The 13,905-nt window shown below is 60.1% G+C and carries 13 protein-coding genes; all 13 read left to right on the top strand.

Annotated elements, in window-relative coordinates; translation table 11 throughout:
* The first annotated feature begins 173 nt into the window (after positions 1–173).
* The 13 genes from AB4N47_RS06740 to nuoF all read left to right on the top strand — a co-directional run bounded on the left by AB4N47_RS06740 (position 174) and on the right by nuoF (position 13,897).
* Positions 174–620: an NUDIX hydrolase gene (locus AB4N47_RS06740; RefSeq protein WP_016775271.1), complete on the top strand. Its 447-nt coding sequence runs from the start codon at positions 174–176 to the stop codon at positions 618–620.
* A 59-nt stretch (positions 621–679) separates the two neighbouring features.
* Positions 680–1,804 carry a tRNA 2-thiouridine(34) synthase MnmA gene (mnmA, locus tag AB4N47_RS06735; RefSeq protein WP_071172900.1) on the top strand — a complete coding sequence of 375 codons (1,125 nt, stop codon included), beginning with the start codon at positions 680–682 and terminating at the stop codon, positions 1,802–1,804.
* Positions 1,801–2,424 carry a high frequency lysogenization protein HflD gene (hflD, locus tag AB4N47_RS06730; protein ID WP_039763308.1) on the top strand — a complete coding sequence of 208 codons (624 nt, stop codon included), beginning with the start codon at positions 1,801–1,803 and terminating at the stop codon, positions 2,422–2,424. Before mnmA ends, hflD begins: the two co-directional genes overlap by 4 nt.
* Positions 2,425–2,550: 126 nt before the next feature.
* A complete protein-coding gene (purB, locus tag AB4N47_RS06725; protein WP_003223822.1) occupies positions 2,551–3,921 on the top strand; it encodes an adenylosuccinate lyase in 1,371 nt (456 codons plus the stop codon).
* A gap of 86 nt (positions 3,922–4,007) precedes the next feature.
* Positions 4,008–5,177 (top strand): ribosomal protein uL16 3-hydroxylase, encoded by a 1,170-nt coding sequence (locus AB4N47_RS06720; protein ID WP_016775274.1) that lies wholly within the window; start codon positions 4,008–4,010, stop codon positions 5,175–5,177.
* Positions 5,170–5,595, top strand: a complete 426-nt coding sequence (locus AB4N47_RS06715) for a GNAT family N-acetyltransferase (protein WP_341637155.1) — start codon at positions 5,170–5,172, stop codon at positions 5,593–5,595. Before AB4N47_RS06720 ends, AB4N47_RS06715 begins: the two co-directional genes overlap by 8 nt.
* A gap of 288 nt (positions 5,596–5,883) precedes the next feature.
* Positions 5,884–6,645 (top strand): secretin N-terminal domain-containing protein, encoded by a 762-nt coding sequence (locus AB4N47_RS06710; RefSeq protein WP_073471299.1) that lies wholly within the window; start codon positions 5,884–5,886, stop codon positions 6,643–6,645.
* A 475-nt stretch (positions 6,646–7,120) separates the two neighbouring features.
* The gene (gene aceA, locus AB4N47_RS06705) at positions 7,121–8,446 is read left to right on the top strand and encodes an isocitrate lyase (protein ID WP_016775277.1); all 1,326 of its coding nucleotides are present in this window, start codon (positions 7,121–7,123) and stop codon (positions 8,444–8,446) included.
* A gap of 646 nt (positions 8,447–9,092) precedes the next feature.
* Positions 9,093–9,506, top strand: coding sequence for an NADH-quinone oxidoreductase subunit A (locus AB4N47_RS06700; RefSeq protein ID WP_003223812.1), 414 nt, complete (start codon positions 9,093–9,095; stop codon positions 9,504–9,506).
* 10 nt (positions 9,507–9,516) lie between these two features.
* Positions 9,517–10,191 (top strand): NuoB/complex I 20 kDa subunit family protein, encoded by a 675-nt coding sequence (locus AB4N47_RS06695; protein ID WP_016775278.1) that lies wholly within the window; start codon positions 9,517–9,519, stop codon positions 10,189–10,191.
* 69 nt (positions 10,192–10,260) lie between these two features.
* Positions 10,261–12,045 (top strand): NADH-quinone oxidoreductase subunit C/D, encoded by a 1,785-nt coding sequence (gene nuoC, locus AB4N47_RS06690; RefSeq protein ID WP_016775279.1) that lies wholly within the window; start codon positions 10,261–10,263, stop codon positions 12,043–12,045.
* A gap of 2 nt (positions 12,046–12,047) precedes the next feature.
* The gene (gene nuoE, locus AB4N47_RS06685; RefSeq protein ID WP_341637154.1) at positions 12,048–12,545 is read left to right on the top strand and encodes an NADH-quinone oxidoreductase subunit NuoE; all 498 of its coding nucleotides are present in this window, start codon (positions 12,048–12,050) and stop codon (positions 12,543–12,545) included.
* On the top strand, positions 12,542–13,897 hold the full coding sequence (gene nuoF / locus AB4N47_RS06680; protein ID WP_064363636.1) for an NADH-quinone oxidoreductase subunit NuoF: 1,356 nt from the start codon (positions 12,542–12,544) through the stop codon (positions 13,895–13,897). The genes nuoE and nuoF overlap by 4 nt, the downstream gene beginning before the upstream one ends.
* The last annotated feature ends 8 nt before the right edge of the window (positions 13,898–13,905 follow it).

Genomic DNA, 13,905 nt, shown 5'->3' with positions numbered 1-13,905 from the left:
GGCCTTGTGCCGGGGTTTGTGTTTTTACTGACAACATAAATCCCTTGTGGGAGCGAGCCTGCTCGCGAATGCGGTTTATCATTCAGCACCTTCATTGACTGACCCACCGCTTTCGCGAGCAGGCTCGCTCCCACAGGGGGTCGGGTTTTAACCTGAATATTGAGGAAGGTTTTATGGAATGGCTTCCCCACATCACCGTTGCCACCATCGTCGAGGACAACGGCCGTTTCCTGATGGTCGAAGAGCACAAGGGCGGGCGCAATGTGCTCAACCAGCCCGCCGGTCATCTCGACCCGGATGAAACCCTGATCGACGCGGCGATTCGCGAAACCCTCGAAGAAACCGGTTGGGACGTCGAACCCACCGGCGTGATCGGCATTTATCTGTACACCGCACCGAGCAACGGCGTGACTTACCAGCGCATATGCTTCAGCGCCAAAGCCGTGCAGCATCACCCGGATTACCAACTCGACGACGGCATCGTCGGCGCCAAGTGGCTGACCCGCGACGAATTAATCGCCCAGCGCGATAACTGGCGCAGTGAACTGATCATCCGTTGCATCGACGATTATCTGGCCGGTCATCACTTCAGCCTCGAACTGATCCGCCCTTCTCTTTAGCCTTGCGGCCGCGAGCCTGATAGAATCGCGCCCTTTTCCAAGACACTCATTGAATCCCTATGCGTGATCCAGCCCCTTCTGACACATCCAAGAAGCGCGTCATTGTCGGCATGTCCGGCGGCGTGGACTCTTCCGTTTCTGCCCTTCTGCTGATCGAGCAGGGTTACGAAGTGGAAGGCCTGTTCATGAAGAACTGGGAAGAAGACGACGGAACGGAATACTGCACCGCCATGGACGACCTGGCGGACGCTCAGGCTGTCTGCGACAAGATCGGCATCAAGCTGCACACCGCCAACTTCGCCGCCGAGTACTGGGACAACGTGTTCGAGCACTTCCTCGCCGAATACAAGGCCGGGCGCACGCCGAACCCGGACATCCTGTGCAACCGCGAGATCAAGTTCAAAGCGTTCCTCGACTACGCGATGATGCTCGGCGCCGACCTGATCGCCACCGGCCACTACGTGCGCCGCCGTGATATCGATGGTCGCACCGAACTGCTCAAAGGCCTCGATCCGAACAAGGATCAGAGCTATTTCCTGCACGCCGTCGGCGGCGAACAGATCGCCAAGACCCTGTTCCCGGTCGGCGAACTGGAAAAGCCTGAAGTCCGCGCGATTGCCGAGAAATACGAACTGGCCACCGCCAAGAAGAAGGATTCCACCGGGATCTGCTTCATCGGCGAGCGCCGTTTCAGCGATTTCCTCAAGCAGTACCTGCCGGCACAACCGGGCGAAATCAAGACCACCGAAGGCGAAGTCATCGGCCGTCACCACGGCTTGATGTACCACACCATCGGCCAGCGTCAGGGCCTCGGCATCGGCGGCTTGAAGGATGCTGGCGATGAGCCCTGGTACGTGCTGCGCAAGGATCTGCAGACCAACGAGCTGATCGTCGGTCAGGGCAACAACCATCCATGGCTGTTCTCCAGCGCCCTGCTCGCTTCGGAAATCTACTGGGTCAATCCGATCGATCTAAGCCAGCCGCTGCGCCTGACGGCGAAAGTGCGCTATCGCCAGAGCGATCAGGCCTGCACCCTGGAAAAAACCGCCAGCGGCTATCGCGCCGTGTTCGACGAACCGCAACGTGCGGTGACGCCGGGCCAGTCGGTCGTTTTCTATGACGGTGAAATCTGCCTCGGCGGCGGCGTGATCGAAGTGGCCGAGCCGTGGAGCGGCCAGGCATGAGCCCGACTCAGGAGCAACTGACGGCGCTGGGCGGTGTGTTTCTCGCCGCCGTGCTGGTCGATCGCATCGCCAAGACCGGCCAGACCAACGAAGCGGGCCTGAGCTGCATGCTCGGCAGCCTGTTGGTGCGGGATCCGAAAGATACGCTGGACGTGTACGGCGGCGACGACATCAATCTGCGCGAGGGTTATCGCGCATTGATCGGCGCGCTGGAGCGCGATCCGAGCACCTTGCAGCGCGAGCCATTGCGCTACGCCCTGTCGATGCTCGGTCTGGAGCGGCAACTGGCCAAGCGTGACGACATGCTCGAGACGATTGCCAAGCGCCTGCCGCAGATTCAGTCGCAGGTGGAGCATTTTGGCCCGGCCCACGAAAACGTCGTCGCCGCTTGCGGTGCGTTGTATCAGGACACGCTGAGCACGCTGCGCCAGCGCATTCAAGTGCACGGCGACATGCGCAACCTGCAGCAGCCGAGCAATGCTTCGAAGATCCGCGCCCTGCTCCTCGCGGGTATCCGTTCGGCGCGCCTGTGGCGTCAGCTCGGTGGTCATCGCTGGCAGTTGGTGATCAGCCGCCGCAAGTTGCTTAAAGAGCTTTATCCGTTGATGCGCAGCGAGTAAACGCCGCGTCATGAAGGCTTTGTAGTCTGTAACGCGTAATACGCCGGTCAGTTGGCGACGGACCGGCGGATTTTTTCATGTATGATACGCGCCCCATTTCGTTGCCCGACTGTCCGAGAACACCCCATGCAGCTCTCTTCGCTCACTGCGGTTTCCCCTGTTGACGGCCGCTACGCCGGCAAAACCCAGGCCCTGCGCCCGATTTTCAGCGAGTACGGCCTGATCCGTGCCCGCGTTCTGGTTGAAGTGCGCTGGCTCCAGCGCCTGGCCGCCCACGCTGGCATCCCTGAAGTGCCAGCCTTCTCCGCCGAGGCCAACGCCGTTCTCAACGAACTGGCTGAAAACTTCTCGCTGGAGCACGCCGAGCGCGTCAAAGAGATCGAGCGCACCACCAACCACGACGTCAAAGCGATCGAATACCTGCTCAAGGAGCAGGCGGCCAAGCTGCCGGAGCTGGCCAAGGTCAGCGAATTCATCCACTTTGCCTGCACCAGCGAAGACATCAACAACCTGTCCCACGCCCTGATGCTGCGTGAAGGCCGTGACGACGTGATGCTGCCGCTGATGCGCCAGACCGCCAACGCCATCCGCGAACTGGCCATCCGTTTCGCCGACGTGCCGATGCTGTCGCGCACCCACGGCCAGCCGGCTTCGCCGACCACTCTGGGTAAAGAACTGGCCAACGTGGTTTACCGTCTCGAGCGCCAGATCGCTCAGGTCGCTGCCGTGCCGCTGCTGGGCAAGATCAACGGCGCCGTCGGCAACTACAACGCGCACCTGTCGGCCTACCCGCAGATCGACTGGGAAGCCAACGCCCGCGCCTTCATCGAAGACGAGTTGGGTCTGGGCTTCAACCCGTACACCACGCAGATCGAACCGCACGACTACATCGCCGAGCTGTTCGATGCCATTGCGCGTTTCAACACCATCCTGATCGACTTCGACCGCGACATCTGGGGCTACATTTCCCTGGGTTATTTCAAGCAGCGCACCATCGCTGGCGAAATCGGTTCGTCGACGATGCCGCACAAGGTCAACCCGATCGACTTCGAAAACTCCGAAGGCAACCTGGGAATCGCCAACGCACTGTTCCAGCATCTGGCGAGCAAACTGCCGATCTCCCGCTGGCAGCGTGACCTGACCGACTCCACCGTCCTGCGCAACCTCGGTGTCGGCTTCGCCCACAGCGTGATCGCATACGAAGCCAGCCTCAAAGGCATCAGCAAACTGGAGCTCAACGAGCAGAAGATTGCCGCTGACCTCGACGCTTGCTGGGAAGTACTGGCCGAGCCGATCCAGACCGTGATGCGTCGCTACAACATCGAAAACCCGTACGAAAAGTTGAAAGAACTGACCCGTGGCAAGGGCATCAGCCCTGAAGCGTTGCAGACTTTCATCGATGGCCTGGACATGCCAGCCGAAGCCAAAGCCGAGCTCAAGCAACTGACCCCGGCCAACTACATCGGCAACGCTGTGGCACAAGCCAAACGCATCTGATCGACCGTTTGCCCCGCTTGAGACGCCCGGCCGCGCCGGGCGTTTTTATTCCCGTCTGAAAAGTGCTTTTTTTCAATAGGTTACATATGAATTCCGATATTCCTCTTCAACTTCTGGGCGGCCTCACAGCACGCGAATTCCTGCGTGACTACTGGCAGAAAAAACCGCTGCTGATCCGTCAGGCGATTCCTGACTTCGAAAGCCCGATCGACGCCGACGAACTGGCCGGCCTGGCCCTGGAAGAAGAAGTCGAATCGCGCCTGGTCATCGAGCACGGCGAGCGTCCGTGGGAACTGCGTCGCGGCCCGTTCGCCGAAGACGAGTTCAGCAAATTGCCAGAGAAAGAGTGGACCCTGCTGGTGCAGGCGGTTGACCAGTTCGTGCCGGAAGTCAGCGAACTGCTGGAAAACTTCCGCTTCCTGCCGAGCTGGCGCGTCGATGACGTGATGATCAGCTTTGCCGCACCGGGTGGCAGCGTCGGCCCGCATTTCGACAATTACGATGTGTTCCTGCTGCAGGGCCACGGCAAGCGCAACTGGAAAATCGGCCAGATGTGCGACTCCGAGAGCCCGCTGCTGCAACACGCCGACCTGCGCATCCTCGCTGAATTCCACGAGACCGAAGAATGGGTGCTGGAGCCGGGCGACATGCTCTACCTACCGCCGCGCCTGGCCCATTGCGGTGTCGCGGTCGACAACTGCATGACCTACTCGGTCGGCTTCCGCGCGCCAAGCGCCGCTGAAGTGCTGACCCACTTCACCGACTTCCTCAGCCAGTTCCTGACCGACGAAGAACGCTACACCGATGCCGACGCCAAGCCGGCGGTCGATCCGCACCAGATTCAACACGATGCGCTGGATCGCCTGAAAAGCCTGCTCGCCGAGCACATGAGCGATGAGCGTCTGCTGCTGACCTGGTTCGGCCAGTACATGACCGAGCCGCGCTACCCGGAACTGGTGGTCGGCCCGGAAGACGTCGAAGAAGAAGACTTCCTCGCCGCCCTGCAGGACGGCGCCGTGCTGATCCGCAACCCGAGCGCGCGCCTGGCCTGGTCGGAAGTCGACGACGATCTGCTGCTGTTCGCCAGTGGCCAGAGCCGTTACCTGCCGGGCAAGCTGCGCGAACTGCTGAAGCTGATCTGCGCCGCTGACGCCCTGCACGCCGACAACCTCGGCGAGTGGCTGAGCGACGAAGACGGTCGCAGCCTGCTTTGCGAACTGGTCAAGCAAGGGAGCCTGGGGTTCGCCGATGAATAAAATTCGCGTTCGTGTCGCAGACTGGCAGAAGGATATCGCCGAGATCCGGCGCATTCGTGAAACGGTGTTCATCGCCGAACAATCGGTACCACCCGAGCTTGAGTGGGACGCAGATGACGCGAGCGCCGTGCATTTCCTGGCGTTCGAAGGCGACTTCCCGATCGGCACTGCGCGCTTGCTGCCTGATGGGCACATCGGCCGGGTTTCGGTGCTCAAAGACTGGCGCGGAATGAAGGTCGGTGATGCGCTGATGCAAGCGGTGATTGCCGAAGCTGAAGCACGCGGTTTGAAGCAACAGAAGCTCAGCGCTCAGGTGCAGGCCACGGCGTTCTATGAACGCCTGGGTTTCAGTCTGGTCAGCGAAGAGTTTCTTGAGGCCGGGATTCCGCATGTCGACATGGTTCGGCATTCGGCCTGATTCCGAGACCTCTAGATCCCTGTGGCGAGGGGATTTATCCCCGCTGGGGTGCGAAGCAGCCCCAAATCCAGCAAACTCGGTGAGTCAGTTAAATCGAGCGCGCTGGGTCGGCGACTGCTGCGCAGCCGAGCGGGGATAAATCCCCTCACCACAAAAGGCCGCAAGAACACCACCAAACGCCCCGCCATCCACCGATGCCGGGGCGTTTTGCTGTCTACGATTCAACTTGCCCCACCCCGGGCCGACAAACTGGCAATATCAAGCCTTTCGAACGCGGAGATAACGGACATGTCCCTACGCACCCTGCTCACCACCCTGCTGCTCGGCTGCAGTTTTTCGGTGCTGGCAGCCACAGAAATCGTCCCCCTCAAATACCACACCAGCGCTGACATGTTGCCAGTGGCGCAGGATTTCATCGGCCAGGACGGTCAGGTCAGCGCTTACGGCAATCAGCTGATCGTCAAGGCCGAGCCGGGCAAGATTCAGGAGTTGAAGGATCTGCTGGCGCAACTCGATACCGCGCCGAAGCGCTTGCTGATCACCGTCGACACCAACGAAAACAATGGCCGCGGCGACGAAGGTTATGCGGTCAATGGCGCCCAGCCGAGCCAGACCCGGATCATCAGCCGCAGCACCACCAGCCGCAACGGCGGCGTTCAGCAAGTGCAGACCAGCGAAGGCACTCCGGCGCTGATCCAGGTCGGCCAGAGCGTGCCGATCACCAACACCCAGAGCGATTCCTACGGCGGTTACAGCAGCGAGACCCAATACCGCAACGTCACCCAGGGTTTCTACGTCACCGCCAGCGTCACCGGCGAGACCGTTCATCTGGCGATCAGTACCAACCGTGACCGCATGAGCCAGGAACGTCCCGATGTAGTGAACGTGCAAAGCACCGACACAACCGTCACCGGGCGCCTCGGTGAATGGATCACTCTGGCAGGCGTCAATAGCCAGACTCAGGCCGATAAACAGGGCCTGACCCGCAGCTACTCGACTCAAGGCCGGGATGACATGACCTTGCGGGTGAAAGTCGACACGCTGGACTAAAGCACCGAAAACTGACTGATTAGTCGTATTAGACGAAAGATGTAGTGCTTGGAAAAAAGCACTACAAAACGTTTGACGCGAAAAAAAAGCGAAGGCATGATGGCCTCGCTCCCGCTAATCAGAGGCCCTGGCAAGGGCCTTCGAAGCGCCGCTCGCACCTACCCCGCGAGCCGTTTCGTGTCTGTACCGCCCAAAAGGTGTGTTTGACGAGGTTGCCGACTGGAACGAAGTTGTCCCGAGGGACGGAAGCGTATTTAGGTAACCCGGCTTCACGCTGTTGTCCGTATAAAGGCCCACGACGCCCGCATGCGCCCCGCAGTCCGCCACTACCTGCTCACTTCCCCTCGAGCCCATCGTTCATCCCGTCGCCTACCCCGCCGAATCCGACTTGACCACCTAAGCTTCTGGTCAGCGAGCGCAGGAATTTTCCACCGCAGAACAACTTTTCATAAAAGACGCGACGAGGTTTATCTCCATGGCACTGACACGCGAACAGCAAATTGCAGCCCTCGAAAAAGACTGGGCCGAGAACCCGCGCTGGAAAGGCGTGACTCGCACTTACTCCGCTGCCGACGTGGTCCGCCTGCGTGGCTCGGTTCAGCCAGAGCACACCTTCGCGAAGATGGGCGCCGAGAAGCTGTGGAACCTGGTCACCCAGGGTGCCAAGCCGTCCTTCCGTCCAGAGAAAGATTTCGTCAACTGCATGGGCGCCCTGACCGGCGGCCAGGCTGTTCAGCAGGTCAAGGCCGGTATCCAGGCGATCTACCTGTCCGGCTGGCAGGTGGCTGCGGACAACAACTCCGCAGAATCGATGTACCCGGACCAGTCGCTGTACCCGGTGGACTCGGTGCCAACCGTGGTCAAGCGCATCAACAACTCGTTCCGTCGTGCTGACCAGATCCAGTGGAAAGCCGGCAAAAACCCGGGCGACGACGGCTACATCGATTACTTCGCACCAATCGTCGCCGACGCTGAAGCCGGTTTCGGCGGCGTACTCAACGCCTACGAGCTGATGAAGAGCATGATCGAAGCAGGCGCCGCCGGCGTTCACTTCGAAGACCAACTGGCTTCGGTGAAGAAATGCGGCCACATGGGCGGCAAGGTTCTGGTGCCGACCCAGGAAGCCGTACAGAAGCTGACCGCTGCGCGTCTGGCCGCTGACGTTGCCGGCACGCCGACCATCATTCTGGCCCGCACCGACGCCAACGCGGCTGACCTGCTGACCTCCGACTGCGACCCGTACGATCAGCCATTCGTGACCGGCGAGCGTACTCAGGAAGGTTTCTACAAGGTACGTGCCGGCCTGGATCAAGCGATCGCCCGTGGCCTGGCTTACGCACCGTACGCCGACCTGATCTGGTGCGAAACCGCCAAGCCGGATCTGGAAGAAGCACGTCGCTTCGCTGAAGCGATCAAGAAGGAATACCCGGACCAGCTGCTGTCGTACAACTGCTCGCCTTCCTTCAACTGGAAGAAGAACCTGGACGACGCAACCATCGCCAAGTTCCAGCGCGAACTGTCCGCCATGGGCTACAAGCATCAGTTCATCACCCTGGCCGGCATTCACAACATGTGGCACAGCATGTTCAACCTGGCGCACGACTACGCCCGCAACGACATGACTGCCTACGTGAAGCTGCAAGAGCAGGAATTCGCTGACGCCGCCAAGGGCTACACCTTCGTTGCGCACCAGCAGGAAGTGGGCACTGGCTACTTCGACGACATGACCACCGTGATCCAGGGCGGCTCGTCCTCGGTGACCGCGCTGACCGGTTCGACCGAAGAAGAACAGTTCCACTGATTCGGCCTCACCTGAGCAAACGGCCTTTGCGGATCGAATAAAAAGCTAACCGCAGAGCCGCAAGACTGACGCCCCGACTGGATCGGGGCGTTTTTTTGCCTGTTGGAATCTCAAAGACACTACAAATCCCCTGTGGGAGCGAGCCTGCTCGCGAAGGCGATAAGTCAGCTTGCACATCTGGAGGCTGATCCTTCGCTTTCGCGAGCAGGCTCGCTCCCACAGGGCTACCGTCAGCCGCGAGAAGAAACATTGATCTGAAGCGCTACAAGCGTCAGAAATTTCCGTTAAAACGGTAGGCTTCGCTACTTGCAGTAACGCGCAAGTAAGACAACTTCCCAGCCACTCACTCGTTAAACAGTTACAAAACCACGCCAAACGATATTAATTATCATTTAGCCGCAACTATGTTCGTTGCAAACTCTACAAAACATAATTGATGGAAACCCGGCTAATGCCCGCAACGCATGGGCCGCAGGGCTGCGGACAAGCGCTATGTCCTTAATCCGGTAAATAATTTCGCCTTTGGAATTTTACTTGCCGGGTGTTTAGCCATAAAATCAGCCCGATTGATTGCTGCGACATATCGTCACTGCCTTATTTCTTTATCAAGCTCAGAGACCTTTGCTCTCTGTTAAGGATTACCAGCATGCCCGAAGCGACAGGACTCATGGCCCACAACTGGGGCTTTGCCATTTTCCTTCTGGGTGTCGTCGGCCTGTGTGCCTTCATGCTTGGCGTCTCCAGCCTCCTCGGGTCAAAAGCCTGGGGTCGCAGCAAAAACGAACCGTTCGAGTCGGGCATGCTACCTACCGGTGGCGCCCGCTTGCGGCTCTCAGCCAAATTCTATCTGGTCGCGATGCTCTTCGTGATCTTCGATATCGAAGCCCTCTTTCTCTTTGCATGGTCTGTGTCCGTCCGCGAAAGCGGCTGGACCGGATTCGTCGAAGCTCTCGTTTTCATAGCAATTCTGTTGGCAGGTCTTGTCTACCTGTTCCGAGTGGGCGCCCTTGACTGGGCTCCGGAAGCTCGTCGCAAGCGGCAGGCGAAGCTGAAACAATGAGGCTTTGGCAATGCAATACAATCTCACCAGGATCGACCCCGATGCTCCTAACGAGCAGTATCCGATTGGCCAGCGGGAAACCGTTGCCGATCCGTTAGAAGATCAAGTCCACAAAAACATTTTCATGGGCAAGCTGGAAGACGTGCTGAGTGGCGCGGTCAACTGGGGACGTAAGAACTCCCTGTGGCCGTACAACTTCGGTCTGTCGTGCTGCTACGTGGAAATGACCACCGCCTTCACGGCGCCCCACGACATCGCGCGCTTTGGCGCCGAAGTGATCCGGGCCTCGCCGCGTCAGGCCGACTTCATGGTTATCGCCGGTACCTGCTTCATCAAGATGGCGCCGATCATTCAGCGTCTCTACGAGCAAATGCTCGAACCAAAATGGGTTATCTCCATGGGTTCGTGCGCCAACTCCGGTGGCATGTACGACATCTACTCTGTGGTTCAAGGGGTGGACAAGTTCTTGCCCGTGGACGTCTACGTACCTGGCTGCCCGCCCCGTCCGGAAGCATTTCTGCAAGGCTTGATGCTGTTGCAGGAATCGATTGGACAGGAGCGTCGTCCGCTTTCCTGGGTCGTTGGTGATCAAGGCGTGTACCGCGCCGACATGCCATCGCAGAAGGAACAGCGCCGCGAACAGCGAATCGCAGTCACCAATCTGCGCAGCCCTGACGAAGTCTGATCCAGATCTGTTCTTAGTAACGAGAAGCTGGCTTCATTCTTTACGTTGACCGAAAGCGAAAAAATAACCATGACTACAGGCAGTGCTCTGTACATCCCGCCTTACAAGGCAGACGACCAGGATGTGGTCGTCGAACTGAACAACCGTTTTGGCGCCGAAGCGTTCACCGCGCAGGCAACCCGCACCGGCATGCCGGTGCTGTGGGTGGCCCGTGCCAGACTGGTTGAAGTCCTGACTTTCCTGCGCAACCTGCCCAAGCCGTACGTCATGCTCTATGACCTGCACGGCGTGGACGAGCGTCTGCGCACCAAGCGTCAAGGGCTACCGACCGGCGCCGATTTCACCGTGTTCTATCACCTCATGTCGCTGGAGCGTAATAGTGACGTGATGATCAAGGTGGCCTTGTCCGAAGGCGACCTCAGCATGCCTTCCGTCACCAGCATCTGGCCCAACGCCAACTGGTACGAGCGCGAAGTCTGGGACATGTTCGGCATCGACTTCAAAGGCCACCCGCACCTGTCGCGCATCATGATGCCGCCGACCTGGGAAGGTCACCCGCTGCGCAAGGACTTCCCGGCGCGCGCCACCGAATTCGATCCGTACAGCCTGAACCTCGCCAAGCAGCAGCTGGAAGAGGAAGCCGCGCGCTTCCGTCCGGAAGACTGGGGCATGAAGCGTTCCGGTGCCAACGAGGACTACATGTTCCTCAACCTCGGCCCGAACCACCCTTCGGCGCACGGTGCGTTCCGCATCATCCTGCAGCTGGACGGCGAAGAGATCGTCGATTGCGTCCCGGACATCGGTTACCACCACCGTGGCGCCGAGAAGATGGGCGAGCGCCAGTCCTGGCACAGCTACATTCCGTACACTGACCGCATCGACTACCTCGGCGGCGTGATGAACAACCTGCCGTACGTGCTCTCGGTCGAGAAGCTCGCCGGCATCAAGGTGCCGCAGAAGGTCGACGTCATCCGCATCATGATGGCAGAGTTCTTCCGGATCACCAGTCACCTGCTCTTCCTGGGTACCTACATCCAGGACGTCGGCGCCATGACCCCGGTGTTCTTCACCTTCACCGACCGCCAGAAGGCGTACACGGTGATCGAAGCCATCACCGGTTTCCGTCTGCACCCGGCCTGGTACCGCATCGGCGGCGTCGCCCACGACCTGCCGCGCGGCTGGGAAAAACTGGTCAAGGATTTCGTCGAGTGGATGCCCAAGCGTCTGGACGAATACACCAAGGCCGCCCTGCAGAACAGCATCCTCAAGGGTCGGACCATCGGCGTTGCCGCCTACAACACCAAAGAAGCCCTGGAATGGGGCGTCACCGGTGCCGGCCTGCGTTCTACCGGTTGCGATTTCGACCTGCGTAAAGCGCGTCCGTATTCGGGCTACGAGAACTTCGAATTCGAAGTGCCGCTGGCCGTCAACGGCGATGCCTATGACCGCTGCATGGTCCGCGTCGAAGAGATGCGCCAGAGCATCAAGATCATCGATCAATGCATGCGCAACATGCCGGAAGGCCCGTACAAGGCGGATCACCCGCTGACCACGCCGCCGCCGAAAGAGCGCACGCTGCAGCACATCGAAACCCTGATCACGCACTTCCTGCAGGTTTCGTGGGGCCCGGTCATGCCGGCCAACGAATCCTTCCAGATGATCGAAGCGACCAAGGGCATCAACAGTTATTACCTGACGAGCGACGGCGGCACCATGAGCTACCGTACCCGGATCCGTACTCCAAGCTTCCCGCATCTGCAACAGATCCCTTCGGTGATCAAAGGCAGCATGGTCGCGGACTTGATTGCGTACCTGGGTAGTATCGACTTCGTTATGGCCGACGTGGACCGCTAAGCATGAACAGCACGCTTATCCAGACAGACCGTTTCACCTTGAGTGAAACCGAGCGCTCGGCCATCGAGCACGAGCTGCATCACTACGAAGACCCGCGCGCGGCGTCGATCGAAGCCCTGAAGATCGTGCAGAAGGAACGCGGCTGGGTGCCGGATGGCGCCCTGTACGCGATCGGCGAGATCCTCGGCATCCCGGCCAGCGACGTTGAAGGCGTGGCGACGTTCTACAGCCAGATCTTCCGTCAACCGGTCGGCCGCCACATCATTCGCGTCTGCGACAGCATGGTCTGCTACATCGGCGGCCACGAGTCGGTGGTCAACGAAATCCAGAACAATCTGGGCATCGGCCTGGGTCAGACCACCGCCGACGGTCGTTTCACCCTGCTGCCCGTCTGCTGCCTCGGCAACTGCGACAAGGCACCGGCGCTGATGATCGACGACGACACCTTTGGCGACGTGCAGCCTGCTGGCGTGGCCAAACTGCTCGAGGGCTACGTATGACCCTGACATCTTTTGGTCCAGCCAACCGCATCCAGCGTTCGGCCGAGACACACCCGCTGACCTGGCGTCTGCGCGATGACGGCGAAGCCGTGTGGCTCGACGAGTACCAGGCCAAGAACGGTTACGCCGCTGCACGCAAAGCCTTCGCCGACATGGATCAGGACGCTATCGTCCAGACCGTCAAAGACGCTGGCCTCAAGGGTCGCGGCGGCGCCGGCTTCCCCACTGGCGTGAAGTGGGGCCTGATGCCCAAGGACGAATCCATCAACATCCGCTACCTGCTGTGCAACGCGGATGAAATGGAGCCGAACACCTGGAAAGACCGCATGCTGATGGAGCAACTGCCCCATCTGCTGATCGAAGGCATGTTGATCAGTGCCCGCGCGCTGAAAACCTACCGTGGCTACATCTTCCTGCGCGGCGAATACACCACCGCCGCCAAGCACCTCAACCGTGCCGTGGAAGAAGCCAAGGCGGCCGGCCTGCTGGGCAAGAACATTCTAGGTTCGGGTTTCGATTTCGAGCTGTTCGTCCACACCGGCGCCGGACGTTACATCTGCGGTGAAGAAACCGCACTGATCAACTCCCTCGAAGGCCGCCGCGCCAACCCGCGCTCCAAGCCGCCCTTCCCTGCCGCCGTGGGCGTGTGGGGCAAGCCGACCTGCGTGAACAACGTCGAAACCCTGTGCAACGTGCCGGCGATCATTGCCGACGGCGTTGACTGGTACAAATCGTTGGCCCGCGAAGGTTCCGAAGACATGGGCACCAAGCTCATGGGCTTCTCCGGCAAGGTCAAGAACCCGGGCCTGTGGGAACTGCCATTCGGCGTCACCGGTCGTGAACTGTTCGAAGACTACGCCGGCGGCATGCGCGACGGCTTCAAACTCAAGGCCTGGCAGCCAGGCGGTGCCGGTACCGGTTTCCTCCTGCCCGAGCACCTCGACGCACAAATGTATGCCGGCGGCATCGCCAAGGTCGGCACCCGGATGGGTACGGGTCTGGCGATGGCGGTGGATGACAGCGTCAACATGGTCTCGCTGCTGCGCAACATGGAGCAGTTCTTCGCTCGCGAATCCTGCGGTTTCTGCACCCCGTGCCGCGATGGTCTGCCATGGAGCGTCAAGCTCCTGATGGCCATCGAACAGGGCAAGGGCCAGCCGGGCGACATCGAGACCCTGCTGGGTCTGGTCGGTTTCCTCGGCCCGGGCAAGACCTTCTGTGCTCACGCACCGGGTGCCGTGGAGCCGCTGGGCAGCGCGATCAAATACTTCCGTCCAGAGTTCGAAGCCGGTATTGCGCCTGTCAGCGCCGCCGTCCCGCCTCTGGCAAGGCCGATCGTAGTCGGCGCGTAAACGCTTAA

Source organism: Pseudomonas sp. S3_G06 (assembly GCF_054667565.1).
The sequence above is the reverse complement of the archived record's forward strand: the minus strand, read 5'-3'. Positions and strand labels throughout refer to the sequence as shown.

What these genes read in the sequence shown, in the direction of transcription:
- AB4N47_RS06740 (WP_016775271.1), top strand. Translation starts at nt 174, where the DNA reads ATGGAATGGCTTCCCCACATCACCGTTGCCACCATCGTCGAGGACAAC.
- mnmA (WP_071172900.1), top strand. Translation starts at nt 680, where the DNA reads ATGCGTGATCCAGCCCCTTCTGACACATCCAAGAAGCGCGTCATTGTC.
- hflD (WP_039763308.1), top strand. Translation starts at nt 1,801, where the DNA reads ATGAGCCCGACTCAGGAGCAACTGACGGCGCTGGGCGGTGTGTTTCTC.
- purB (WP_003223822.1), top strand. Translation starts at nt 2,551, where the DNA reads ATGCAGCTCTCTTCGCTCACTGCGGTTTCCCCTGTTGACGGCCGCTAC.
- AB4N47_RS06720 (WP_016775274.1), top strand. Translation starts at nt 4,008, where the DNA reads ATGAATTCCGATATTCCTCTTCAACTTCTGGGCGGCCTCACAGCACGC.
- AB4N47_RS06715 (WP_341637155.1), top strand. Translation starts at nt 5,170, where the DNA reads ATGAATAAAATTCGCGTTCGTGTCGCAGACTGGCAGAAGGATATCGCC.
- AB4N47_RS06710 (WP_073471299.1), top strand. Translation starts at nt 5,884, where the DNA reads ATGTCCCTACGCACCCTGCTCACCACCCTGCTGCTCGGCTGCAGTTTT.
- aceA (WP_016775277.1), top strand. Translation starts at nt 7,121, where the DNA reads ATGGCACTGACACGCGAACAGCAAATTGCAGCCCTCGAAAAAGACTGG.
- AB4N47_RS06700 (WP_003223812.1), top strand. Translation starts at nt 9,093, where the DNA reads ATGCCCGAAGCGACAGGACTCATGGCCCACAACTGGGGCTTTGCCATT.
- AB4N47_RS06695 (WP_016775278.1), top strand. Translation starts at nt 9,517, where the DNA reads ATGCAATACAATCTCACCAGGATCGACCCCGATGCTCCTAACGAGCAG.
- nuoC (WP_016775279.1), top strand. Translation starts at nt 10,261, where the DNA reads ATGACTACAGGCAGTGCTCTGTACATCCCGCCTTACAAGGCAGACGAC.
- nuoE (WP_341637154.1), top strand. Translation starts at nt 12,048, where the DNA reads ATGAACAGCACGCTTATCCAGACAGACCGTTTCACCTTGAGTGAAACC.
- nuoF (WP_064363636.1), top strand. Translation starts at nt 12,542, where the DNA reads ATGACCCTGACATCTTTTGGTCCAGCCAACCGCATCCAGCGTTCGGCC.